General features: G+C 73.2%; 15 protein-coding genes, 1 tRNA gene and 2 pseudogenes. 13 read left to right on the forward strand and 5 right to left on the reverse strand.

Annotated features, from left to right (window positions below; genetic code table 11):
- Positions 1-74: 74 nt before the first annotated feature.
- The 7 genes from ACFWVP_RS20420 to ACFWVP_RS20450 all read left to right on the forward strand — a co-directional run bounded on the left by ACFWVP_RS20420 (position 75) and on the right by ACFWVP_RS20450 (position 11870).
- Positions 75-1598, forward strand: a complete 1524-nt coding sequence (locus tag ACFWVP_RS20420) for a methyltransferase (RefSeq protein ID WP_384498464.1) — start codon at positions 75-77, stop codon at positions 1596-1598.
- Between the two features lie 459 nt (positions 1599-2057).
- Positions 2058-2255 carry a hypothetical protein gene (locus ACFWVP_RS20425; protein WP_384498465.1) on the forward strand — a complete coding sequence of 66 codons (198 nt, stop codon included), beginning with the start codon at positions 2058-2060 and terminating at the stop codon, positions 2253-2255.
- 268 nt (positions 2256-2523) lie between these two features.
- Positions 2524-5388: a type I DNA topoisomerase gene (gene topA, locus ACFWVP_RS20430; protein WP_384498467.1), complete on the forward strand. Its 2865-nt coding sequence runs from the start codon at positions 2524-2526 to the stop codon at positions 5386-5388.
- Between the two features lie 171 nt (positions 5389-5559).
- A complete protein-coding gene (gene tmk, locus ACFWVP_RS20435) occupies positions 5560-8667 on the forward strand; it encodes a dTMP kinase (RefSeq protein ID WP_384498469.1) in 3108 nt (1035 codons plus the stop codon).
- A gap of 185 nt (positions 8668-8852) precedes the next feature.
- Positions 8853-10058, forward strand: coding sequence for a DNA polymerase III subunit delta' (locus tag ACFWVP_RS20440; protein ID WP_384498471.1), 1206 nt, complete (start codon positions 8853-8855; stop codon positions 10056-10058).
- Positions 10059-10167: 109 nt separating this feature from the next.
- Positions 10168-11697 (forward strand): alpha/beta hydrolase, encoded by a 1530-nt coding sequence (locus tag ACFWVP_RS20445; RefSeq protein WP_384498473.1) that lies wholly within the window; start codon positions 10168-10170, stop codon positions 11695-11697.
- Between the two features lie 99 nt (positions 11698-11796).
- Positions 11797-11870, forward strand: a tRNA-Thr gene (locus tag ACFWVP_RS20450).
- A gap of 137 nt (positions 11871-12007) precedes the next feature.
- Here ACFWVP_RS20450 and ACFWVP_RS20455 read toward each other — a convergent pair.
- Both ACFWVP_RS20455 and ACFWVP_RS20460 read right to left on the reverse strand, forming a co-directional pair.
- Positions 12008-12715 carry a thioesterase II family protein gene (locus tag ACFWVP_RS20455; RefSeq protein ID WP_384498475.1) on the reverse strand — a complete coding sequence of 236 codons (708 nt, stop codon included), beginning with the start codon at positions 12713-12715 and terminating at the stop codon, positions 12008-12010.
- A gap of 138 nt (positions 12716-12853) precedes the next feature.
- Positions 12854-13171 (reverse strand): annotated as a pseudogene (locus ACFWVP_RS20460) (beta-1,3-glucanase family protein); the annotation flags it as partial.
- 608 nt (positions 13172-13779) lie between these two features.
- On the opposite strand from ACFWVP_RS20460, the gene ACFWVP_RS20465 reads away from it, so the two are divergent.
- Both ACFWVP_RS20465 and ACFWVP_RS20470 read left to right on the forward strand, forming a co-directional pair.
- On the forward strand, positions 13780-14628 hold the full coding sequence (locus tag ACFWVP_RS20465; RefSeq protein ID WP_384498606.1) for a sulfurtransferase: 849 nt from the start codon (positions 13780-13782) through the stop codon (positions 14626-14628).
- A gap of 182 nt (positions 14629-14810) precedes the next feature.
- Complete coding sequence (locus ACFWVP_RS20470; RefSeq protein ID WP_384498477.1) at positions 14811-15161, forward strand: hypothetical protein; 351 nt, start codon at positions 14811-14813, stop codon at positions 15159-15161.
- 148 nt (positions 15162-15309) lie between these two features.
- On the opposite strand, the gene ACFWVP_RS20475 is transcribed toward ACFWVP_RS20470, so the two are convergent.
- Positions 15310-15990 (reverse strand): phosphotransferase, encoded by a 681-nt coding sequence (locus tag ACFWVP_RS20475; protein WP_384498479.1) that lies wholly within the window; start codon positions 15988-15990, stop codon positions 15310-15312.
- 37 nt (positions 15991-16027) lie between these two features.
- Positions 16028-17083: a DUF2804 domain-containing protein gene (locus ACFWVP_RS20480; protein ID WP_384498481.1), complete on the reverse strand. Its 1056-nt coding sequence runs from the start codon at positions 17081-17083 to the stop codon at positions 16028-16030.
- Between the two features lie 240 nt (positions 17084-17323).
- Between ACFWVP_RS20480 and ACFWVP_RS20485 the strand changes: the two are divergent.
- Both ACFWVP_RS20485 and ACFWVP_RS20490 read left to right on the forward strand, forming a co-directional pair.
- Positions 17324-18695 (forward strand): annotated as a pseudogene (locus tag ACFWVP_RS20485) (alpha-lytic protease prodomain-containing protein).
- 98 nt (positions 18696-18793) lie between these two features.
- Entirely contained in the window at positions 18794-19651 is an 858-nt protein-coding gene (locus ACFWVP_RS20490; protein WP_384498482.1) for a carbohydrate-binding protein, read from the forward strand.
- A gap of 99 nt (positions 19652-19750) precedes the next feature.
- On the opposite strand, the gene ACFWVP_RS20495 is transcribed toward ACFWVP_RS20490, so the two are convergent.
- Positions 19751-21457 carry a bifunctional 3'-5' exonuclease/DNA polymerase gene (locus ACFWVP_RS20495; protein WP_384498484.1) on the reverse strand — a complete coding sequence of 569 codons (1707 nt, stop codon included), beginning with the start codon at positions 21455-21457 and terminating at the stop codon, positions 19751-19753.
- 197 nt (positions 21458-21654) lie between these two features.
- Here ACFWVP_RS20495 and ACFWVP_RS20500 point away from each other — a divergent pair, with 197 nt between their 5' ends.
- Together ACFWVP_RS20500 and ACFWVP_RS20505 are read left to right on the forward strand one after the other, a co-directional pair.
- Positions 21655-22614 (forward strand): NADP-dependent oxidoreductase, encoded by a 960-nt coding sequence (locus tag ACFWVP_RS20500; RefSeq protein ID WP_384498486.1) that lies wholly within the window; start codon positions 21655-21657, stop codon positions 22612-22614.
- A 4-nt stretch (positions 22615-22618) separates the two neighbouring features.
- The gene (locus ACFWVP_RS20505; protein ID WP_384498488.1) at positions 22619-23800 is read left to right on the forward strand and encodes a DUF2786 domain-containing protein; all 1182 of its coding nucleotides are present in this window, start codon (positions 22619-22621) and stop codon (positions 23798-23800) included.
- The last annotated feature ends 5 nt before the right edge of the window (positions 23801-23805 follow it).

Consider the following 23805-nt stretch of genomic DNA (forward strand, 5'->3'; position numbering starts at 1 on the left):
GTTCACAGCGGTCCGGCAGCCCTCACGGGTGCCGGGCCGCTGCCGTTGTCGGCGGGAGCGGACACAATGGGCGGGTGAGTACGACCAGCCTTCCCGCATCCGCCCGCACGTCCCTGCTCCGCGACGCCCTGATCGCGGCCGCCTTCACCGCCGACGGGCTCCTCGACCGGCTCGGAGCGCCCGCCTACGCCGCGCTCGCCCGCAGCGAGACCGTCCCGGCGCTCCGGGCCACGCGCGGGGACGCGCCGCTCGACACGCTGGTGCGGCTGTTCCTCCTGCAACGCTCCGTCCCGGCCGCCGCCGCCGCCCTCGCACTCCCGCTGGAGGAGTGCCTGGAGGACGGCTGGGTGGTCCGTGAGGGCGATCTCGTCGGAGCGTCCGTCGACGTCCGGCCGTACGGCGGGCCGGAGGGCCAGGACTGGTTCATCGTCTCCGACCTGGGGTGCGCGGTCGGCGGGGCCGGTGGGATCGGATCGCACGAGGAAGGCGTCGTCCTCGGCGTCGGCGGGGCGTCCACCACGCTCGCCGGGATCACCGTCCGCAGGCCCGTGGCCTCTGCCCTGGACCTCGGTACGGGCTCCGGCATCCAGGCCCTGCACGCCGCCCGGCACGCGATCCGGGTCACGGCCACGGACGTCAACCCACGCGCCCTCGAATTCACCCGGCTCACCCTCGCCCTGTCCGGCGCGGCCCCGGCCGATCTGCGGGAAGGCTCCCTGTTCGAGCCGGTGGGCACGGAGACGTACGACCTGATCGTCTCCAATCCGCCCTTCGTGATCTCTCCCGGAGCCCGGCTGACCTACCGCGACGGCGGCATGGGCGGCGACGACCTGTGCCGGACCTTGGTGCAGCAGGCGGGCGACCGGCTGAACGAGGGGGGGTACGCGCAGTTCCTCGCCAACTGGCAGCACGTGGACGGCGAGGAGTGGCAGGACCGGGTGCGTTCCTGGGTGCCGCGGGGCTGTGACGCCTGGATCGTGCAGCGCGAGGTGCAGGACATCACGCAGTACGCCGAGTTGTGGCTGCGCGACAGCGGTGACCACCGTGCGGACCCCGCCGCGTACGCCTCCCTGTACGAGGCCTGGCTGGACGAATTCGAAGCCCGCGGCACCAAGGCCGTCGGCTTCGGCTGGATCGCGCTCAGGAAGTCCGCGGCGGCCGCCGCCGGGGATGCCTCGGTCGTGGCCGAGGAGTGGCCGCACCCGGTGGAACAGCCCCTCGGACCGGCTGTCGAGGCCCATTTCGTACGCCAGGACTATCTGCGCCGGCACGATGACGCGGCGCTGCTGGCCGCGCACTTCACCCTCGCCGAGGAGGTCGTGCAGGAGCAGGTCGGCCTGCCGGGAGCCGAGGATCCCGAGCATGTGGTGCTGCGTCAGAACCGGGGGATGCGACGGGCGACCAAGGTCGACGCGGTCGGCGCGGGGTTCGCGGGTGTGTGCGACGGATCACTGCCCGCCGGCCGGATCCTGGACGCCATCGCCCAGCTGATGGCCGAGGATCCCGTCCTCCTGCGCGACCGCACCCCGCAGGCGATCCGCCTGCTGGTGGAGGAAGGTTTCCTGGAGCCGGTACGGGACGCCGCGCAGGAACGCTGACCGCGCGACGCGACGGGACATCACCGACCGCACGGTGGGGGGCGTGGAGGTGCGGGACGCCATCGCGGCCCGGCCCGTACTCCATCGCGGTCGTGCCGCGTGCCCGGCCCGTGCCCCACCGTGGTCGTGCCACGTGCACGGCCCGTACTCCATCGCGGTCCTGCCACGCGCTCCACTCCTGTGCCGACAGACCGCGCGGCTCACCGTCGACAACCCTCTGAACAGGCATGTTCCGCTCCCCCGAACCGCTGGCCCCGTGCCGTCCGCGGATTCCGCTCGGGGTCGTTCCCGGGACGGCTGCGACACGTTCACCCGAGGTTCGTGCAGGCGTCGCCCCGGCGTGGCAGCCTCCCCTCTGCCGGGCGGTACGGATGGCATGGGCGGCGCGGGCACACGGGCCGCCCGCACGGACGGGCGGCGTGGGCGACAGCCGGCGCGCAGAGGTTGAGGGGTACGGACATGGAGAGCGTCACCGCGGTCTTCGCCGGTACGGCATTCGCACTGTTCGGTGCCGCCCTCCTCATCTGGACGGGGGCGCGCACCATCCAGCGTGCGCCGGTCGCCCACGGTGTGAGCCCCGTCGCCTCCACCGCTCTCGCCACGGTCTTCGGCGTACTCTTCCTCGTTCTCGGCGTGTGGTGTTTCACCCGCGTCTGATCCGCCTCGCGGGCAGGGCCGGCGGCCGTCCCGCACACGCCCCGGCGGTGGCCCGAAACCCCGGGGCGGCAGCCGTGTGATGCGCGGACCGGGCAGTCCGGGCGGCAGGAATGGCGGAAGTCGGGTTACCGTTCGAGTGGCCGTTGCGGGCTTTTGCCGTTTGACACGGGGGCGGGTTGTACCGTCACACTCCGCAGCGACAGCACCGCGGGCAGCGTCACTGCGCTGCCCGGATGCCCACGAGTGCCGACCGGAGAGAAGAGCGAAGTTGTCCCCGACCAGCGAGACCGCAGGCCGCCGACTCGTCATTGTCGAGTCGCCTGCCAAGGCGAAGACGATCAAGGGCTATCTCGGCCCCGGATACGTCGTCGAGGCGAGCGTCGGGCACATCCGCGACCTGCCGAACGGCGCCGCCGAGGTGCCGGACGAGTACACCGGAGAGGTACGCCGTCTCGGCGTGGACGTCGACAACGACTTCCAGCCGATCTACGTCGTCAACGCCGACAAGAAAGCCCAGGTCAGGAAGCTCAAGCAGCTCCTCGCCGAATCCGACGAACTCTTCCTCGCCACCGATGAGGACCGCGAGGGCGAAGCCATCGCGTGGCACCTGCAGGAAGTCCTCAGGCCCAAGGTCCCGGTCCACCGGATGGTCTTCCACGAGATCACCAAGGACGCGATCCGGGCCGCCGTCGCCAACCCGCGCGAGCTGAACCAGCGCATGGTCGACGCCCAGGAGACCCGTCGCATCCTCGACCGTCTGTACGGCTACGAGGTCTCGCCGGTCCTGTGGAAGAAGGTCATGCCGCGGCTCTCCGCGGGCCGTGTCCAGTCCGTCGCCACCCGGCTCGTCGTCGAGCGGGAACGCGAGCGCATCGCCTTCCGTTCCGCCGAGTACTGGGACCTGACCGGCACGTTCGCCACCGGCCGCACCGGTGACGCCTCCGACCCCTCGACGCTCACCGCCCGCCTCAGCGCGGTCGACGGGCGCCGTATCGCCCAGGGCCGCGACTTCGGCCCGGACGGCCTGCTGAAGGCGGCGTCCGGCCAGACGCTGCACCTGGACGAGGCGAACGCCCGCGCCCTGGCCGCCGCGCTCGCCGACTCCACCTTCGCGGTCCGGTCGGTCGAGTCGAAGCCGTACCGGCGCTCCCCCTACGCCCCCTTCCGTACGACGACCCTCCAGCAGGAGGCGAGCCGCAAGCTCGGCTTCGGGGCCAAGGCCACGATGCAGGTGGCGCAGAAGCTGTACGAGAACGGCTTCATCACCTACATGCGTACGGACTCCACGACGCTCTCGGACACCGCGATCTCCGCGGCCCGGGCGCAGGTCACGCAGCTGTACGGGGCGAACTACCTCCCGGACAAGCCCCGCACCTACGCCGGGAAGGTCAAGAACGCGCAGGAGGCGCACGAGGCGATCCGCCCCTCCGGCGACCGCTTCCGCACCCCGGCCGAGACGGGCCTCACCGGTGACCAGTTCAGGCTGTACGAGCTGATCTGGAAGCGGACCGTCGCCTCCCAGATGAAGGACGCCGTCGGCAACTCCGTCACCGTGAAGATCGGCGGCCGGGCGAGCGACGGCCGGGACGCCGAATTCTCCGCGTCCGGCAAGACGATCACCTTCCACGGCTTCATGAAGGCGTACGTGGAAGGCGCGGACGACCCGAACGCCGAGCTGGACGACCGTGAGCGCCGGCTGCCGCAGGTCGCCGAGGGCGACGCGCTGACCGCCGACGAGGTCACGGTCGACGGCCACGCCACCAAGCCGCCGGCCCGCTACACCGAGGCCTCGCTGGTCAAGGAGCTCGAAGAGCGCGAGATCGGCCGCCCGTCGACCTACGCCTCGATCATCGGGACCATCCTCGACCGCGGCTACGTGTTCAAGAAGGGCACGGCCCTGGTGCCGTCGTTCCTCTCGTTCGCCGTGGTCAACCTGCTGGAGAAGCACTTCGGCCGGCTCGTCGACTACGACTTCACCGCACGCATGGAGGACGACCTCGACCGCATCGCGCGGGGCGAGGCCAAGTCCGTTCCGTGGCTGCGGCGCTTCTACTTCGGCGCGGGCGCCGAGGGCGCGGCCGGTGCGGGGGCGGCGTCCGACGCGGGCAACGGCGACGGCGACCACCTCGGCGGCCTGAAGGAGCTCGTCACCGACCTGGGGGCGATCGACGCCCGGGAGATCTCCTCCTTCCCGGTCGGCAACGACATCAAGCTCCGGGTCGGCCGCTACGGCCCGTACATCGAGCGCGGCGAGAAGGACTCCGAGGGCCACCAGCGCGCGGACGTGCCGGAGGAACTGGCGCCCGACGAGCTGTCCGTGGAGTACGCGGAGGAACTGCTCGCCAAGCCGAGCGGCGACTTCGAACTCGGCGCCGACCCCGTCACCGGGCACCAGATCATCGCCAAGGACGGGCGCTACGGCCCGTACGTCACCGAGGTGCTGCCCGAGGGCACGCCGAAGACGGGCAAGAACGCGGTGAAGCCGCGGACCGCGTCCCTCTTCAAGTCGATGTCGCCGGACACGGTGACCCTGGCCGACGCGCTCAAGCTGATGTCGCTGCCGCGGGTCGTCGGCGAGGACGCCGACGGCGTCGAGATCACCGCGCAGAACGGCCGCTACGGTCCGTACCTCAAGAAGGGGACGGACTCGCGCTCCCTCACGTCCGAGGACCAGCTCTTCGACATCACGCTCGACGAGGCCCTCGCGATCTACGCCCAGCCGAAGCAGCGCGGGCGGGCCGCCGCCAAGCCTCCGCTGAAGGAACTGGGCACGGACCCGGTGAGCGGCGCCCCGGTCGTGGTGAAGGACGGCCGCTTCGGCGCGTACGTCACCGACGGCGAGACGAACGCGACGCTGCGCACCGACGACAGCGTCGAGGACATCACGCCGGAGCGCGGCTACGAGCTGCTCGCCGAGAAGCGGGCCAAGGGGCCCGCGAAGAAGACGGCGAAGAAGGCCCCGGCCAGGAAGGCGCCCGCGAAGAAGGCGACGGCGGCGAAGAAGACAGCCGCCAAGACCACGGCCGCCAAGAAGACGACCGCCGCGAAGAAGACGACGGCGACCGCGAAGAAGACCGTGGCGAAGAAGGCACCGGCCAAGAAGGCCGTCCCCGCTTCGTCGACGGAGGACTGACCTCTTCGTAGGCACACACGGGGGAGGGGCCGGACGTGACGTCCGGCCCCTCCCCGTCCATGTGCGCACGGACGGGGGAATGTCCTCCCAGGGCGCTCCGCCCGGTGCCCCGGCGGCCGTATGTTCGGACGCGGCCCCCGGGCACCGCACCGCTCCCGATAGGCTGGGCGGATGACGCGAGCCGAGCAGCCACCGGTCGTGAGCCCCACCTCCGACACACTTGCCGCAGACTCACGCGAGCGCGCCGTACGAGCCCTGTTGCGCATCCCTCCGCTGAAGCGGTTGTGGAGCGCCCAGCTCGTCGGAAGTATCGGCGATTCACTCGCCCTTCTCGTGCTCGTGCTGTTGTCGCTGCAGGCGGCGGTCCTGGAGGGCTCCTTCGGGGCCGGATACCGCGGGGCGGCCTTCGCCGTCGCCGCCGTCTTCGGCGCCCGGATCATTTCCACCGTGCTCTTCGGAGCCGTACTGCTGGGGCCCCTGACGGCGCTCACGGCGCCAGGCGGTCCCGTGGACCGGCGCTGGCTGATGATCGGGGTGGACGGGCTGCGGCTCGCGCTGCTGGTCATCGCCCCGCTGTGGATCGACTGGATGCCGGACAAGGCACTCATGATGATCCTCGTCACGGTCTTCGTGACCGGTGCCGCCGAACGCCTGTGGACGGTGGCCAAGGAGAGCGCGGCCCCCGCGCTGCTGCCCGCCCCGCCCATCGAGGGCGCCGCCGTACGCCCGCTTCCCGACCACCTCGATCCACTGCGCAGGCTCTCCCTGCGGACAAACTTCCTGGCGATCCCCGCCGCCGCGGCCGTGCTCCTGGTCGCCGCGCTGATCGGCGATCTGCTCGGAACCGGGTTCGACTGGTTCTCCTTCCACCAGGCGGCCCTCGGCTCGTACGTCGCGGCCGGTCTCTTCTCGGCCTCGATCTCCGTCCTGTACTTCCTCGAACTGCCCGGCATCCCGACGCCCCGCCCGCGCTCGCCCCTGGAGGGCCTGCGCCGGCCGGCCACCGGAACGGGTACCGACAAGGGCCGCACCGGCAGCATCCCGCTGGTCGTCGGCGTGTGCGCCGCGGTCGCCGGGGCCATCGCCGCCGCCGCCGCGGTCTCCGTGCTGCACGCGGCCGACCTGGGTGGCGGACCCGCCACCTTCGCCCTGCTGATCCTCGTCCTGACCGGTGGAACCGCGCTGGGCATCCGTACCGCGCAGAAGGTGCTGCCCACCCTGTCGCGACGTCGGCTGCTGGCCCTGGCCACCGCCGTCACCGGAGTGGCGCTCCTCGCGCTCGGCCTGGTCCCGGACACGGCGACCGGTCTGCTGATCGCGCTGCTCGCCGGTTACGCGGCAGGCGTCACCGCCCACATCGGGCACGCCGTGATCGAGCAGGAGACCGAGGAGGTCCGGCGGGCCAGGACCACCGAGCACCTCCAGGCCGTCGTCCGGGTGCTCGTCGCGCTCGGCGCGGTGGGCGGTCCGCTGCTCGCCGCCGCCATCGGACGGCACCGCCTGGGCTCCGGCGAGTTCGTCTTCGCGCACGGCGGAGCCGCCTTCGCTCTGATGCTCATCGGCGCGCTGCTGCTGCCCGCGGCCGTGGTCGTCCTCGCCAAGACGGACGACCGCGCCGGGGTGCCGCTCCGCCGCGACCTGCGTGAGGCGCTGCGCGGCGGCGGAGACCCGGACGTCGCCCCCGCCGCGACCGGCTTCTTCCTCGCCCTGGAGGGCGGCGACGGAGCCGGCAAGTCCACCCAGGTCGAGGCGCTCGCCGACTGGATCAGGGCCAAGGGCCACGAGGTCGTCGTGACGCGCGAGCCGGGGGCCACCCCGGTCGGCAAGCGGCTGCGTTCGATCCTGCTCGACGTGTCGTCGGCCGGGCTGTCGAACCGCGCGGAGGCCCTGCTGTACGCCGCCGACCGCGCCGAGCACGTCGACTCGGTCGTCCGTCCGGCGCTGGAGCGCGGTGCGATCGTCATCTCGGACCGTTACATCGACTCGTCCGTCGCCTACCAGGGTGCGGGCCGCGATCTCTCCCCGACCGAGATCGCCCGGATCTCGCGGTGGGCGACGAGCGGTCTCGTACCGCATCTGACGGTGCTTCTGGACGTCGACCCGGAGACGGCACGGGAACGCTTCACCGAGGCGCCCGACCGGCTGGAGTCCGAGCCGGCCGAATTCCACACCCGGGTGCGGTCCGGCTTCCTCACCCTCGCGGCGGCGGACCCCACCCGCTACCTGGTGGTGGACGCCGGCCAGGAGCCGGAGACGATCACCACCGTCGTGCGCCACCGGCTCGACCGGCTCCTCCCGCTCTCCGAGGCCGAGATCAAGGCCCAGGAGGAGGCGCGCAGGGCGGCCGAGGAGGAGGCCCGGCGCAAGGCCGAGGAAGAGGCGGCCCGCAAGGCCGAGGAGGAGCGGCTGGAGCGTGAGCGACAGGCTCAGCTCGCCAAGCTCCGTGCCGAGGAGGAGGAGCGCAAGCGCCGCGAGGAGGAGGAGGCGCGGCAGCGCGAGGCCGAGCGGCAGGCCGAGGAAGCGCGGCAGCGCGCGGAGGACGCCCGCCGCCGTGCCGAGGAGGAGCGGGCCCGCCTGGAGGCAGAGGACCGGGTGCGCGAGGCCGAGCAGGCGCGGCTGCGTCAGCAGGCCCAGGAAGAGGCCAGGCTCCGCCAGGAGGCGGAGGAACTGCGCCTGGAGAAGCAGCGCAAGGCGGAAGAGGCCCTCGTACGGGCCGAGGAGGCCCGGCGCAGGGCCGAGGCCGAGGCGGCCACCCGTGCCGAGGCAGAAGCGGCGAGGAAGCGGTCCGAGCAGTCGGCGCGGTCCGCGCGGTCCGCCCCGTCCGTACCGGACAACGAGCTCACGATTCCGACCCCGGTCGTGAACCCGAACGAGATCACCCAGCCGGTGCCGCTCACCCCGTCCGCGGACCGTCCGGTCCGTGACGCGGAGGAGACGACCGTCCTGCCGCCGGTCCGGGACGAGGACGAGACGACCGTCCTGCCGCCCGTCCGGGACGAGGACCCGGCGGACCGCGTGCCGCCGGGTGTCTTCCGTGACCAGCGCCGTGCGGAGCCCGCCGAGAACGAGAACGAGCGCACGCGCGAACTGCCGCAGGTCGGCGAGGACCCGCGGGCGGGACGGTCGGCCCAGGACCGATCCGGCCGCCCGAAGCGTCCTCGCCCCGACTGGGCGGAGAAGACGCCGCTCGACGATCTGCCGACGCTGGCCGACGAACTGCTCGGTGGCCAGGACGACGACCGTGACCAGGGCCGGGGCGGTCGCCGGCCGCGCGGCTGAGGACGCTTCCGAAAGCCCCCGGCCGCCATGGCCGGGGGCTTTCCCGTCCGCTCTCGGCCATGCGGACGGGCCATGCGGCCATGCGGACGGGGGGCGCGGAAGGCGCAAGGCCGGGAATGTCAGAGCCTTCCCGCACAATGGGATCCGGCTTTCTCCGCACCACACCACCGGAAGGGCGGCGACCCATGACCGTATGGGACGACCTGGTCGGCCAGGACCGAGTGCAGCAGCAGCTCGGTGCCGCCGCACGGGACGCCGACGCGCTGGTCACCGCCAACTCCACGGGGCAGCCGGTCCCCCCGGGATCGAAGATGACCCATGCCTGGCTCTTCACGGGCCCTCCCGGCTCCGGCCGGGCCACCGCGGCCCGTGCCTTCGCCGCCGCCCTCCAGTGCACCAGCCCGGACCGGGCCCTGGGCGGGGCACCGGGCTGCGGCTTCTGCGACGGCTGCCACACGGCGCTGATCGGCACCCACGCGGACGTCGAGGTCATCCGCACGGACCTGCTCTCGATCGGCGTGAAGGACACCCGTGAGCTGGTCCGCCGCGCCCAGCTCTCCCCGGCCGTCGGCCGCTGGCAGGTCATCGTCCTGGAGGACGCCGACCGCCTCACCGAAGGCGCGGGAAACGTCCTGCTGAAGGCCGTGGAGGAGCCCGCCCCCCGCACGGTGTGGCTGCTCTGCGCGCCCTCTCTGGAGGACGTGCTGCCCACGATCCGCTCCCGCTGCCGTCACCTCACGCTGCGTACGCCGCCGGTCGACGCCGTCGCCGACGTGCTGATCCGGCGTGACGGCATCGACCCCGAGCGGGCCGCGTCCGCCGCCCGCGCCACCCAGGGGCACATCGGCCGTGCGCGCCGCCTCGCCACGGACGAGCGGGCCCGTGCCCGCCGTGCCGCCGTGCTCAAGCTCCCGTTGCGCGTCCATGACGTCGGCGGCTGCCTCAAGGCCGCCCAGGAGTTGGTCGATACGGCCGGCGAGGACGCCAAGGAGCTCGCCGAGGGGGTCGACGTCAAGGAGACCGAGGACATGAAGGCGGCGCTCGGCGCCGTCGCCGGGGGCCGGATGCCGCGCGGCACGGCGGGGGTGATGAAGGAGCTGGAGGACAGGCAGAAGCGCCGCAAGACGCGTACCCAGCGCGACAGCCTCGATCTCGCCCTCACCGAGCTCACCGGCTTCTACCGTGATGTCCTGGCGATCCAGCTCGGCTCGCGGATCGCCATCGCGAACACCGATGTGCAGGACTCCCTCGACCGGATCGCCGAGTCGTCGACCGCCGAGCGCACCCTGCGGCGGATCGAGGCCGTGATCGCCTGTCGCCGGGCGCTCGACCGCAATGTGGCGCCGCTGCTCGCGGTGGAGGCGATGACGATGGCGCTCCGGGCGGGCTGACCCGGGAGGGCGACACGCCCACGTCTGCGGATTCGTACAGCATGCATGCGAATTCACCCGTATGAGTAGGGAATCGGTTGAGTCGTCACCCGGCGGCTACGCTCCGGGGATGGACACCAGGCGCCTGCTCCGCATCTTCGCCACCGCGCTCGGCACGGCCGGCCTCCTCGTCTCCGGCTGCAGCAGCGGCGGTTCGGCGCCCAGCGCGTCGGCGACGGGTTCGGCCGCCGCCGAGGACCTGGAGCCGTACTACGGGCAGAAGCTGCGCTGGCGGGACTGTGGCGTGGAGGGCTTCCGTTGCACGACGATGAAGGCCCCGCTGGACTACGGCAAGCCGGACGGCGGCGACGTCGACCTGGCCGTCTCCCGCAAGAAGGCCACCGGCCCGGGCAAGCGGATCGGCTCGCTCCTGGTGAATCCCGGCGGCCCCGGCGGCTCGGCCGTCGGCTACCTCCAGGGGTACGCGGCCATCGGCTACCCCGCCCCGGTCCGCGCCCGGTACGACATGGTGGCGATCGACCCGCGCGGAGTGGCCCGGAGCGAGCCCGTCACCTGCCTGACCGGTAAGCAGATGGACGCCTACACGCAGGTGGACCAGACCCCCGACGACGACGCCGAGACCACGAAGCTGAGGAAAGCCTTCGACACGTTCGCGAACGGCTGCGAGAAGCGTTCCGGCGAGATCCTCCCGCACGTCTCCACGGTCGAGACGGCCCGGGACATGGACATCCTGCGCTCCCTCCTCGGCGACGAGAAGCTGCACTACGTGGGTGCCTCGTACGGCACGTTCCTCGGCGCGACGTACGCCGACCTGTACCCCGACAGGGTGGGCCGCCTCGTCCTCGACGGGGCCATGGACCCCTCCCTCCCCGCGATCGACATCAACAGGGACCAGACCGCGGGATTCGAAGGGGCGTTCCAGTCCTTCGCCGCGGACTGCGTGAAGCAGCGGGACTGCCCGCTCGGCACCACGTCCACCGCCGGCGCCGCGACCTCCCTCAAGAAGCTGTTCGCCGACCTGGACGCCGAGCCCGTCCCGACCGGCGAGACCCGGGAGCTGGGTGAGTCCCTGGCGACCACCGGTGTGATCGCCGCGATGTACGACGAGTCCGCCTGGCCCCAGCTCCGCGAGGCGCTCGCCGCGGCGCGGCGCGGCGACGGCTCCGGTCTCCTCGCCCTGGCCGACAGCTACTACGAGCGTGAGCCGAGCGGGAAGTACGCGAACCTGATGTTCGCCAACGCCGCGGTGAACTGCCTCGACCTGGCCCCCGCATTCACCGGCCCCGCCGAGGTCGAGGAAGCGCTCCCCGCCTTCGAGGAGGCCTCCCCGGTCTTCGGCAGGGGCTTCGCCTGGGCGGCCCTGAACTGCGGCTCCTGGCCCGTCGAGCCCACCGGCACCCCGCACCGCACCGAGGCGGAGGGCGCCGACCCGATCGTCGTGGTCGGCACCACCCGCGACCCGGCCACCCCGTACAAGTGGGCCGAGTCCCTCGCGGAGCAGCTCTCCTCCGGCACCCTGCTCACCTACGTGGGTGACGGACACACGGCGTACGGCCGGGGCAGCGACTGCGTCGACACGGCGATCAACACCTACCTGCTGGAGGGAACCCCGCCCAAGGACGGAAAGAAGTGCTCCTGACCTGCGGATACGGCCACGGGAGCGGGCGGTACGGAGCACCCCTCGAAACTGTGTAGACTTGGCGTCGCTGCTGTCGCACCATGGTGCGACAGAGAGCGTGCCGCCTTAGCTCAGCTGGCCAGAGCAACGCACTCGTAATGCGTAGGTCTCGGGTTCGAATCCCGAAGGCGGCCCTGCAGAAGCCCCAGGACTCACTCGCCGTGACCTGGGGCTTTTGTTTGTTCTCAGACGGATCGACGCCGTTCCCCGGAGGGATTTGCGGCCTCTCTCCGGGGATCGCGGCCAGGGGAACGCCGGCCCGGTGCCGTCCTCAGCCGGCGGACGCCTCCCGGATGACCGCGTAGGGCGGGGCGGCGGCCAGGTAGAAGTGGTCGCCGGGCAGTGTCACCCTGCGGAAGGGTCCCCGGGTCGACTCAGCCCAGGCGTCGGCCTGGGCGGCGGTGACCCTGGGGTCCGACTCCCCGACCAGTGCGGTGACGGGGCAGCCCAGCGGTGCCCGGTCACCGGCCGTGTAGGCGGAGAGCATCCGGAAGTCCGCCCCGATGTAGGGCATCACCAGTTCCATGAATTCGGGGTTGCGCAGCAGTTCCGCGTCAGTGCCGCCCAGTTCGACGAGATTGCGGGCGATGGACTCGTCGTCCCACCGGGCTGCCGCGGCGGCATCACCTCGCATCAGGTGCGGGGCCCGGGCGCCGGACGCGAACAGATGCGTCGTGCCGAACCCGTCCTCCTCCAGTGCGCAGGCGGTCTCGTACGCGACGATCGCGCCCATGCTGTGGCCGAAGAACGCCGTGGGCCGGCTCTCCACCAAGGGGCGGAGAGCCGCGGCGATCTGTCGTGCCATCGCTCTCAGATCGGTGGCCGGCGATTCGGATATGCGATCGGCCCGCCCCGGGTAGCAGACCGCGTGGGGCTCGAACCCGTCGAGTGCCTTGCCCCATCCGCGGTAGAAGGAGGGTGAGCCCCCGGCGTGAGGGAAGTACACCAGCCGCTGCCCCGCGGAGGGCCGCGACTCCATGCACCGTGTCCAGACCATTCCGCCTCCAGGGCCGCTACCGGGCGCCCGCGCGGGCGCACTCCTGAGCGATCAACCCTACGTGGACAGCGGACCGGCACCTGGTGACCGGGGGACAGCCCGGGCCCCTCCCGCCTCCGGCTAGAAGGGTGTCAGCGTCAGCCGGGCGCCCGTCGGCGCGGTGTCCTGGATGTACGAGGCGAAGTCGGCCACGTCGTCGAAGGCGAAGCCGTACGGCTTGCCGTCCTGTGTGGCCGCGTGGATCGCCCCGGAGTAGTGGTTGGTGAGCGGCGAGGTCCGGCAGAAGGCGGCCGGGTCCGTGGTGGGCTGCGCGGGGTGGCTGATCAGCGTGGAGCGATTGAAGCCGGCGCCCAGGACGGCCGCGAGGGGACCGGTGGTGCCGTCGTTGGGTGCGGCCAGCCTGCCGTCGCAGAACAGCACGTCACGGGTGGACGGCCGGTGTCAGGTCTGGAGCCGGGCACGTGAAGCCGGTGGCACGCGCGGAAGGACACGCGGGAGCGATGTCTGAGAGCGCTCTCGCCCTACGGTGCACGCCCGCCGACGGAGCCCGATGCTATGCGGGCGAACCGGCGCGGCCAACTGTGGTGCCCGCGATGAGAACGCCCTGACCTGCGGCGACTTGGGCAAGCATCCCGAGGTCCGGATCGCTTGAGCCGCCTTCAACTCGCGCTTGAGTCCGGGCACCCCGTTAGCCTCCTGCCGATGGGCTTCACCGACTTCGCACGCAAGGTCCGTGATCCCCCCTGCCGTACGGGCACCGGGTGGTCCCGCTCCGGTCCTGCGGCCGGCTGTCCCGGCCGATCACCTTGGAGGTGACGGTAAGTTACCTCGCGCACAAGGCGGGCCCACGAGCCGCCCGCACACCGGGACGCCCCGGCGGCGTACTTTCGCCATCGGGACCTGCGGCGTGTGGTGGGGCTGATACGCGTGGCGGGCGCGGACCATGACGGACGACCAGGGGGAGACGAGTGGGCATGAGCGACGGTGCGGGAGTGGCGGAATACGAGGGGACGGGACCGGCCGAGGATGCGGGAACGGCCGTAGGCCTGGGATCGGGCGAGGGCGTCGGGGACCTGCCGGGGCCGCTCGTCGGTGCCGACTGGCTCGCGGTGCGGGTCGGGCGGCCGGGCCTCGTGGTCCTCGACGCCTCGGTGGGGGCGCATCGCGCAGCGGGGTGCCGGATCCCGGAGGCCCGTCGCTTCGACATCGACGGTGCGCTGTCCGACCATGCCGGGCCCCTTCCCCACACGATGCCCGGTGCCGTGCGGTTCGCCGAGGAGATGCGGGCCCTGGGGATCGATGACGCGGACACCGTCGTCGTCTACGACACCGCCGGGATCTACTCCGCCGCGCGTGCCTGGTGGATGCTGCGCGCGATGGGCTTCGACCGGGTCGCGGTGCTCGACGGAGGCCTGCCCGCCTGGACCGCGGCAGGGCTGCCGGTGGAGGACCGTGCGCCCGGCGGCACCGGGCGCACCGGTGACTTCACCGCGCGCCCGCGCGCCGGGTGGCTGGTCGGCAGCGGCGCGGTTTCGGCGGCCCTCGCGGACCCGGGAGCGGCCGTACTCGACGCCCGCTCCCGCGAACGGTTCGCCGGTACGGGGACCGAGCCGCGTCCGGGACTGCGGGCCGGCCACATGCCCGGGGCGCTGAATCTGCCGTTCGGCGAGATCCAGCGCGACGGCCGGATGCTTCCGGCGGACGAACTCCGTGACGCCTTCCGCGCCTTGGCCGGGGAACGGGAGCGGCTCGTCGTCAGCTGCGGATCGGGCGTCACCGCCTGCGTCCTCGCCCTGGGCGCCGAACTCGCCGGATACCGCGACGTGTCCGTGTACGACGGTTCGTGGAGCGAGTGGGGCCGGCCTTCGGAACTGCCGGTCGAGACAGGCCCGTAGGGCTGTCCGGCAGGGGCAGGGTCCTCCCGCAGGGCTGTCCCGCAGGGCCCTCCCGCAGGGCTGTCCCGCACGGGAATGAGTGCCGCGACCCGCACGCTCTGAGTACCCGCGCGCATGCCGAGGCCGGGCCGTCCGCCGCAGGGTGGAGGCACGTACTCCGCAGTACCGAAAGGCAGCCGCGCATGTTCCCGGCATCCCCGGCCCCCCTCGCCCCACCCGTGGCGCGCCCCCGCCCCGTCCGCACCCGGATGGTCGTCCTGGTCGCCCTGATCTGGTGCGTTCCCGTCGCCGCCCTCGGCATGTCGGCCTTCCTGGTGCTCATGGTGGCGCTCTGGGGTGCGGCCTCCGGGGAGTCCCCCGTGGCGTTCCTGCTGGGGGCGGCCGGGGCGGTCGCGGTCGGCGCCGCCGTCCTGGCCGCGCTGTACCGCGCCCCCTTCCTGCGCCGCATGAGCCCCATGGGCCGGATCGCCCTGCTCGGCGTGGTGGTGTGGCCGTTCCCGGTCGTCGCGCTGGCGTACGCCCTCAACGGCTGAGCGGGCGCCGGATCACTCGCGGGAGCCCACCACCTCGACCGGTCTCGTGCGCAGGGCGGCTGCCGCGCGTGGTCGTGCCCTGGGCTGCCGTGGGCGGGGTGCTGGCCGCGAGCGCCGTCCTCGCCCCGGTCGCCGCCGTGCTGCCCGTTCACCTCGCCAGGTTCGCGACCAGTGCCGCCGCGTCGTCGAGCACCGCCGTCTCCCGCGCGGTCAGCCCGGGGTCCGCCGCGCGGCGGGCGGTGGCGAGGGCGAGGGCTTCGGCGGGGACCCCGCCGTCGACGTCGAGGCAGACCACCAGGTCGGCGAGCAGACCGTGGACCAGCTCGCCCGAAAAGGGGCCGGGGGCGAGCGCGACCTGGGCCAGGATCAGCGAGGACATGGCCCGGTCCAGCGCGGGAGGCCCCTCGGCCGCCGTGTGCCAGTCGGTCACCACGGCCCCGCGCGCCGTCAGCATCACGTTCTCCGGGTGCAGGTCCAGATGCAGGATCCGGTCCGTCGGTTCCTGGGAGATGCGCGGCGGGATCGCGTGCAGCTCCCGCAGGAGCCGTGCCAGCAGGTCGGCGCCCTCCGCCCCGGTGAGCGTGCCCGCCACCAGCGCCTCGGACATGGTCGGCCCGTTCAGCCGCTGCATCACCAGGTCCGTCGGCAGCGCCTCACCGGCCGGCGGACCGATGCGCGGGACGGCGAATCCGGACGCGGCGAGGTAGGAGATCACGGCGAGTTCCGTCGTGGCGTCGGTTCCGTGGCGGTAGCGGCGCAGGACCCAGGTGTCGTCGAGTGCGAACACATCGGCGGTGCGTCCCGAGCCCAGCAAAGGGCCTATGTGCATGAGGGGAAACCTACCCGGGCCTTCGCACGAGGGGGAGTCACCAGCGCATGTGGACATCCTCGGCCCAGCCCAGCAGCTGCTCCACGGCGATCTCGGTGCCGTCATCGGTGCGGATCCGGCCGTTGTAGTGGCCGAAACACTGGTCGGTGCGGTTGGCGATCAGTCCGACGTCCGTGTGCGCGGACCGGTTGTGGAACGGGGTGAACGTCAGGTCCACCTGACCGGACTTCGGCGCCCGCACGGTCCAGGGGGCCAGCAGGTCGGAGGCGGACCAGCTCCAGTCCAGCTCCTCACCGATCTTGGTGAGCCCGCCGTCCACGCAGAGGCCGTTCTCGGTGGACCCGGTGCCCTCCGTCCACCGCCCGCCGAACTGCAGGCCGACCGTGTGCCCGTCCGTACGCCCGGACGCGGCGCCCCAGTTCCAGTCGACCGAGCGCGGCCAGCGCCCGCGCCCGTGGTCCAGGACGGCCCAGGTCCCGTCGTCACCCCCGCCGAAGTCGAGGAGCTCGCCGCCGATCCGGACCCGGCCCGCGGCGGGGAGCGCGGTGTGCTTGGAGGTGTACTGGAAGCGCTGCTCGCTCCAGGGCACGACCACGGACAGCGATTCGTGGCCCTCCGGCCGCGCGACCAGGATGTCGGCCTCCAGCGGCAGCCGGTCCGGGGTCAGACAGCGGGCCCGCAGCCGGGTCCCGGCGTTCTCGTCCCGGATCTCGACACGGACCTTGCCGCCGGTCGGCCGCGCGGGGCCGACCGCCACGTCCTCGGAGCCCGGTGCCCCGGCGACGGTGTCCGGAAGACGGACGCCAAGGCCCGCGGGGACGATCGAGGAGCACTCGAACTCGCGCCCCCCGGGCCCGTACTCCAGGACGTAGACGGTGTTCAGCGCCAGGAAGTCGAGGTCGCTCACGGTCAGCGCCACCAGATGGGTGGGCGTGGTCACGCACCAGTACTCCCACCGCTTCGTCCGGCCCCACCCGCGCAGATTGGCTCGGTGCAGCGGTTTCCTGGACCAGCCGACCGCCGCCGGGTTCAGGGAGCCGTCGGGCAGACAGAGGTCGACGGGCTTGGTGATCTCGTGCTCGTGCGTCGCCATGGGCGGAGCCTATAGCGGACGGCGGACCGTACCCGGATACCGCTCCGGCCCGCACCGGCGAAGGGCGCGGAGGAGACGGCAGTGCGCGGAGCTGCTCGGAGACACCCCATAACGCGACGGTAGGGGGCGGACGGGATCTCCTCGGCCCGGTTGTGCGCGGCTACCTTTTCGGCAATTCCCCACCTCCTGCCGGGCTCCACGCCCCCGGAGTCCAACCCCCTTGAGAACAAGGAGAGTTACGTGGAGAGAACCATGCTCCGCAGACGCGCACTCGCCGCAGGTACCGCCGCCTTCGCGGTGGGCGCGCTCGCCCTCGCCGGGCTGACCGGCATCGCCTCGGCCGACCCGTCGGGCAGCGCGGTACCGGCCGCGGCCGACCGGCTTCCGCCCGGGCTGATCGAGGCCATGGGGCGCGACCTCGGCCTCGACGCCGCCGAGGCGAAGACGCGGATAGCCAACGAGTACCGGGCGGCGTCCGTCGCCGCAGGGCTGGAGAAGTCCCTCGGCGCCGACTTCGCCGGAGCGAGGGTGAGCGGCGACACGGCCGTCCTCACCGTCGCCACCACCGACCGGGCCGATGCCGCCAGGATCACCGCCGCAGGGGCCCGGGCCGAGGTCGTTGACCACAGCCTGGACCGCCTCGACTCGGCCAAGGCCGCCCTGGACGAGGTGGCGTTGGAGGAAGCACCTCAGGACGTGCCCTCCTGGTACGTCGACGTGCGCACCAACCGTGTGGTCGTCAACGCCGCGCGTACCGCGGCGGCGGAAGCCTTCCTGACGGCCGCGGGGGTCTCCCGCGACCTGGTCCAGGTCAACCGGTCGGCCGAGCGGCCCCGCGCCTACGCGGACCTGCGCGGCGGCGACGCGTACTACATGAACGGCTCTGGCCGCTGTTCCATCGGCTTCCCCGTGAAGCGCGGCACCCGGAACGGGCTTCGTCACCGCCGGCCACTGCGGAACGCCCGGTGTGACCACCACCGGCGTCAACCAGCAGGCACAGGGCTCCTTCCAGGGCTCCACCTTCCCCGGCCGCGACTACGCGTGGGTCGCCACCAACGCCAACTGGACGCCCCGCGCCCTGGTGAACGGCCACGGCAACGGCGACGTGACCGTCACCGGCTCCACCCAGTCCGTGGCGGGCGCCTCGGTCTACCGCTCCGGTTCCACGACGGGCTGGCACTGCGGCACGATCCAGCAGCACGGCACCAGCGTCACCTACCCGGAGGGCACCATCTCCGGCGTGACCCGCACCACCGTCTGCGCCGAACCGGGCGACTCCGGCGGCTCGTTCATCTCCGGCAGCCAGGCACAGGGGGTCACCTCGGGCGGCTCCGGCAACTGCTCCCAGGGCGGTACGACGTACTACCAGCCGGTCAACCCCGCGCTCCAGGCGTACGGCCTGACCCTGGTCACCAGCGGTACGCCGACGGACCCGCCCACCGACCCGACCGACCCGCCGACCGAGCCGGGCGGGACCTGGGCCGCCGGCACGACGTACGCCACCGGAGCCGTCGTGACGTACGGGGGCGCGAGCTACCGCTGCCTCCAGGGCCACCGGGCGCAGGCCGGCTGGCAGCCGCCGAACGTGCCCGCGCTGTGGCAGCGGACCTGACGCCACTGCCCGTCCCGCCCCCGGACCCGGCGTCCCGCTCCCAGGAGACCGATCCCTCCGGGCACTCCGAGTACACCGAACACACCGAGGAATCAGCCATGACCGAGAGATCAGCCGCCCCCCCGGAAGGTTCCGACGGCACCTCCCCCGCCGGCTCCCGCGGCCGTCCGATCAGCCGGAAGAGCCTCCTCAGGGCGGCCGTCGCCGCGGGCGCCGTGCCCCTGGTCGCGGGCGGAGGCGTCGCACTCGCCCGGGACACCGGCTCGGACGGCATCCCCCCGGCCCTCACCCCGGCCTGCGACGACGGGGACGGGCCGACCCACGAGCAGATGGAGGGCCCGTACTTCAAGCCCAATTCGCCCCTGCGCACCAGCCTGGTGACATCGGGCACCCCCGGCACTCCGCTCACGGTGAGCGGCTACGTCTTCGGCCGGGCCTGCAAGCCCCTGTCGGGGGTGCTCCTCGACTTCTGGCAGGCGGACGCCAACGGCGCGTACGACATGGCGGGGTTCGCCTTCCGCGGCCACCAGTTCACCGACCGGAACGGTGCCTTCACCCTGACCACGGTCGTGGCGGGCCTGTACCCCGGCCGCACCCGGCACATCCATGTGAAGGCCCAGGCGCCGGGTCAGCGCGTGCTGACCACCCAGCTGTACTTCCCGGGTGAGCCGCGCAACAACACCGACGCCCTCTACGATCCGGCACTCCTGATGAACGTCCGTGCCGCGGGTTCCGGGCGGCAGGGCACCTTCGACTTCGTCCTCGACGTCGCGCGGACGCCCGACCCCACCGATCCGCCGACCGACCCGCCGGGCACCGGCTGGAAGGCCGGGACCTCCTACCGCGCGGGCGACCGCGTCACCTACGACGGCGTCACCTACCGCTGCCTCCAGGCACATTCGGCCATCGCCGGGTGGGAACCGCCGCAGGTCCCCGCGTTGTGGGAACGCGGGTAGATATGCGGCGACGGCCCGGACCGGGACACCCTCCCGGTCCGGGCCTTCCGGCGCGCCCGTACGCCGGCACGCAACCCCCCGCGCGGAGGCGAGCCGTCCCTACTTGGCGTCGGAGTACCGCTCGACGACCACCGTGGTGAACGGGAAGCGGACCGGGGTCTCGCCGAACGCGATGCGCCCGGCCAGCTCCCCGGCCTCCCGGATCGCCTCCACCACCGCGGGGGCCTCGTCCGCCGGGCAGTGCACGATCACCTCGTCGTGCTGGAAGAACACCAGCTCGGCACGCATCCCCCCGGCCGCGAGCGTCTGCCGCAGCGCCGCGAGGAGCAGCAGCGCCCAGTCGGCGGCGCTGCCCTGGACGACGAAATTGCGCGTGAAGCGGCCCCGCGCCCGGGTGTTCGACGAGGCGTACCCCGGCGTGAACCCGTACTCCCCGGAGCTCTCGGCGGGCGGCGTCTCCTCGCTCTCCTGCGGGATGCCCGCCTCCTCGTCCTCGCCCGCCCCGGCCGCGGGCGGGCTCGTCCGGCCCAGCCACGTACGCACGAGACGGCCTTCCTCGCCCGCCTTCGCCGCGTCGTCCACATAGGCGACGGCGAGCGGGAACCGCCGCCGCAGGGCCGCCAGGTTCTTGAGGCCGTCGCCGGACGTCTGCCCGTAGACCGCGCTCAGCAGGGCGAGCTTGGCGTGCTCACGGTCGCCCTGGAACGCCCGGTCGGACAGGGCCTTGTAGAGGTCGCCCTCATGACCGGCCACCTCCATCAGCCCCCGGTCGCGGGAGATCGCGGCCAGCACCCGCGGCTCCATCTGGTCGGCGTCCGCCACGACCAGCCGCCAGCCCTCGTCGGCGACGACCGCCTGCCGTATGACCTTGGGGATCTGCAGGGCGCCGCCGCCGTTGGTCGTCCAGCGCCCGCTGACCGTGCCGCCCGGCTGGTACTCCGGGCGGAAACGGCCCTCGCGCACCCAGTCCTGGAGCCAGCCCCAGCCGTGGGCCGTCCAGATGCGGTACAGCTTCTTGTAGCGGATCAGGGGTTCCACCGCCGGGTGGTCGAGCCCCTCCAGCTCCCAGCGCCGCGTCGACTTCACCTTGATCCCGGCCTGCGCGAACGCCTTCACCACATCGGCGGGAAGGTCGGGGCGCACCCGCCTCCCGAAGGCCGCCGACACCTCGTCCGAGGCCTCGGCCAGCCTGCGCGGCTCGCCGCCGCCCGCGTAGCGCTCGCCCAGGAGTTCGCCCAGCACCTCGCGGTGCACGTCGGCCCGCCAGGGGAGCCCGGACCTGTTCATCTCGGCGGCGACCAGCATCCCGGCGGACTCTGCGGCGGTGAGCAGCCGCATCCTGCCCGGGTGCTCGGCCGCGTCGTGCCGGCGCAGCTGCTCCGCGTAGACCTGGAGGAGCGCCTCGAACGGCACGTCCGTGCCGGCCCGCGGTTCGAAGAGGGAGGACTGGGATCCCGGTTCCGCCGAACGGGGCGGCGGATCGGGCGGCACGGGGGCGTTGCACAGCCGGGCCCAGGCCGCGGCGGCGGAACGGGGCTCGCCGAGGCGTCCCTCGTGGCCGAGCAGCAGCAGCTCGGCACACTCCATGTCGTAGCACCGCTCGACGCGCACGCCCGCCGCGAGCAGCCGGGGGTAGATCTCGGCGGTCGACCGCCAGACCCACCGGACCACGTCGGGGCGGGAGCGAACGGACTCGACGAGGTCGGGTTCGGCCAGGACGGGACCCGCGGGCAGGCCGTCGCGCTCCAGCGGCACCAGGAGAGCGCCCCCGGCCTCCGTGGAGGCCACAGCCCAGCGTTCGGTCATGGGCCGAGTCTGGCACCCGCCACTGACAGCCGACCCGCACACACCACGCACCCGCCACCGGGGCCCCCGCCGCCCACCGCGCCCCGCCACCCGCCGTGGACCAGCTCGCCGCGCGAGCGCCCGCCGCAGCCGCGAGGATTCTCGCGGGACGCGTGGCGCGTACCGGAGGCGGGCGGGCAGGCGCGGAGGAGACGGTGATGGAAGCGATCGTGTACGAGGAGTTCGGCGGCCCCGAGGTACTGCGCCTCACCTGGGTCGACGACGTCCATCCCGGCCCCGGGCAGATCCGGGTGGCGGTCAGGGCCGCCGGGGTCAACCCGGTCGATCACAAGATCCGCAACGGGTGGATGGAGGCCGCCTTCCCCACCCCGCTGCCCGCCACACCCGGCAGCGAGTTCGCCGGGGTCGTCGACGAGACGGGCGAGGGCGTCACCGGGCCGGCGGTCGGTGACGAGGTGCTCGGCCGCAGTGTCACCGGCGCGTACGCGGCGTACGTGCTGGCGGACGCGGGGGCCGTCGCACCCAGGCCGGAGGGGCTCGGCTGGGAGGAGGCCGCGGCCCTGCCGGTCGCGACGGCCACCGCCGCCCGGGTGCTGGACGAACTCGCGGTGGCCGAGGGCGACACCCTGCTGCTGCACGGGGCGGCCGGTGCGGTCGGCTCCGCCGCCGTCCAGCTCGCCACCGCCCGGGGTGCCACGGTCGTCGGGACGGCGTCGCCGGCCAACCACGACTACCTCCGGGTGCTCGGCGCGGTCCCGGTGGCGTACGGGCAGGGGCTGGTGGAACGGGTGCGCGCGGCGGTGCCGCAGGGCGTGGACGCGGTGTTCGACGCCGCGGGCAAGGGGGCGCTGGCCGACTCGGTCGAGCTGCGCGGCGGCACCGACCGCGTCGTCACCATCGCCGACGCGGACGCGGCGAAGTACGGCGTGGCGTTCTCGGCGGGCGGAGGCGCGTCCGCGTACGAGGGCGAACGGCTCGCGGAGTACGCGGCCATGGCCGCGGTCGGCGAGCTGCGGATCCCGGTCGCGCAGACGTTCGCGCTCCGGGACGCTGCCAGGGCCCAGGAACTGAGCGAGGCCGGACACGTACGCGGCAAGCTCGTGCTGCTGCCCGGGCTCCCCGGGGAGCGGCCGGACACCGGCCGCCGCCTACCCTGACCTGATGGAATCGGTGATCGACCAGGCGTGTGCGGCGGCCCTCTACGCGGACGGCGACGCGGGCCTCGACGCCGGTGCCTCCCTCCTCGCCGCCGACCCCTCGGCCGACGAGGAGCTGCACCGGCGCGGCGAGGAGTTCGTCCGGCGCGCCTGGTCGCGGGGCTGGCAGCCCGCCGACCTCGTCCGCTTCGTCCGGCGCGAACTGGACGGGACGGGGGCCGCCCTCGTCTCCGCGCTGATCACCGCGGAGACCGCGCGGTACGGGCGGCTCCCGCCGCGCTGGGCCGACCAGCTCGCCGCCCTGCCCGCGCCGGAGCCGCGCAACCGGCCCGACCGCTTCACGTACGCCTCCGCGGTCCTGGAGCTGTACCGCCTGCTGCTGCGGCTCCCGGTGATCGAACCCGTCGGCCCGCCGCCCGGCACGGCGGCCGACAGCCCGCACCTCCCGCCCGTCCACGGTGAACCCCGCATGCTCACCCGGATCAGGGCCCTGCTCGCCAAGGCGGAGGCGACCGGTTTCCCGGAGGAGGCGGAGGCCCTCACCACGAAGGCACAGGAGCTGATGGCCCGGCACAGCATCGACGAGGCCCTGCTCGCCGCTCGTACGCACGGCGGCGGCGGGGCTCCGGGGGCCTGCCGGATCGGCGTCGACGCCCCGTACGAGAGCGCCAAGGCGATCCTGCTCGACTCGGTCGCCTCCGCGAACCGCTGCCGGGCCGTGTGGAACAGCGATCTCGGCTTCACCACGGTCGTCGGCTTCGAGCCGGACCTGGAGGCCGTGGAACTGCTCTTCACCTCGCTCCTGGTTCAGGGCACCGCCGCGATGACGAAGGCGGAGGCGGGCCAGCGGGCCGCCGGACGCAAGCGGACCAAGACCTTCAGGCAGTCCTTCCTGATGGCGTACGCCCAGCGCCTCGGCAGCCGGCTCACGGCGGACACCGCCCGGGTCACCGCGGCCGCAGACACCGGCGACCGTGCGGGGGGCGACGGCGAGGCCCCCGCACGGGGACTGCTCCCGGTGCTCGCGGCGCGGGACGTTGCCGTTACCGACGCGGCCGAACGGATGTTCCCGCGGACCACCACCAGCCGGGTGCGCGGAGCCACGGACGCCGAGGGCTGGAACCACGGCACGGCGGCGGCGGACCGCGCCAGGATGGGCGGAAGCGGGCCCGGAATAACCCGATAGTGAAG

This window comes from Streptomyces sp. NPDC058637, from assembly GCF_042717325.1.
Lineage (GTDB): Bacteria > Actinomycetota > Actinomycetes > Streptomycetales > Streptomycetaceae > Streptomyces.

What these genes read in the sequence shown, in the direction of transcription:
- ACFWVP_RS20505 (WP_384498488.1), top strand. Translation starts at nt 22,619, where the DNA reads ATGGAATCGGTGATCGACCAGGCGTGTGCGGCGGCCCTCTACGCGGAC.
- ACFWVP_RS20490 (WP_384498482.1), top strand. Translation starts at nt 18,794, where the DNA reads ATGACCGAGAGATCAGCCGCCCCCCCGGAAGGTTCCGACGGCACCTCC.
- ACFWVP_RS20445 (WP_384498473.1), top strand. Translation starts at nt 10,168, where the DNA reads ATGGACACCAGGCGCCTGCTCCGCATCTTCGCCACCGCGCTCGGCACG.
- tmk (WP_384498469.1), top strand. Translation starts at nt 5,560, where the DNA reads ATGACGCGAGCCGAGCAGCCACCGGTCGTGAGCCCCACCTCCGACACA.
- ACFWVP_RS20455 (WP_384498475.1), bottom strand. Translation starts at nt 12,715, where the DNA reads ATGGAGTCGCGGCCCTCCGCGGGGCAGCGGCTGGTGTACTTCCCTCAC.
- ACFWVP_RS20495 (WP_384498484.1), bottom strand. Translation starts at nt 21,457, where the DNA reads ATGACCGAACGCTGGGCTGTGGCCTCCACGGAGGCCGGGGGCGCTCTC.
- ACFWVP_RS20475 (WP_384498479.1), bottom strand. Translation starts at nt 15,990, where the DNA reads ATGCACATAGGCCCTTTGCTGGGCTCGGGACGCACCGCCGATGTGTTC.
- ACFWVP_RS20425 (WP_384498465.1), top strand. Translation starts at nt 2,058, where the DNA reads ATGGAGAGCGTCACCGCGGTCTTCGCCGGTACGGCATTCGCACTGTTC.
- ACFWVP_RS20500 (WP_384498486.1), top strand. Translation starts at nt 21,655, where the DNA reads ATGGAAGCGATCGTGTACGAGGAGTTCGGCGGCCCCGAGGTACTGCGC.
- ACFWVP_RS20440 (WP_384498471.1), top strand. Translation starts at nt 8,853, where the DNA reads ATGACCGTATGGGACGACCTGGTCGGCCAGGACCGAGTGCAGCAGCAG.
- ACFWVP_RS20480 (WP_384498481.1), bottom strand. Translation starts at nt 17,083, where the DNA reads ATGGCGACGCACGAGCACGAGATCACCAAGCCCGTCGACCTCTGTCTG.
- ACFWVP_RS20470 (WP_384498477.1), top strand. Translation starts at nt 14,811, where the DNA reads ATGTTCCCGGCATCCCCGGCCCCCCTCGCCCCACCCGTGGCGCGCCCC.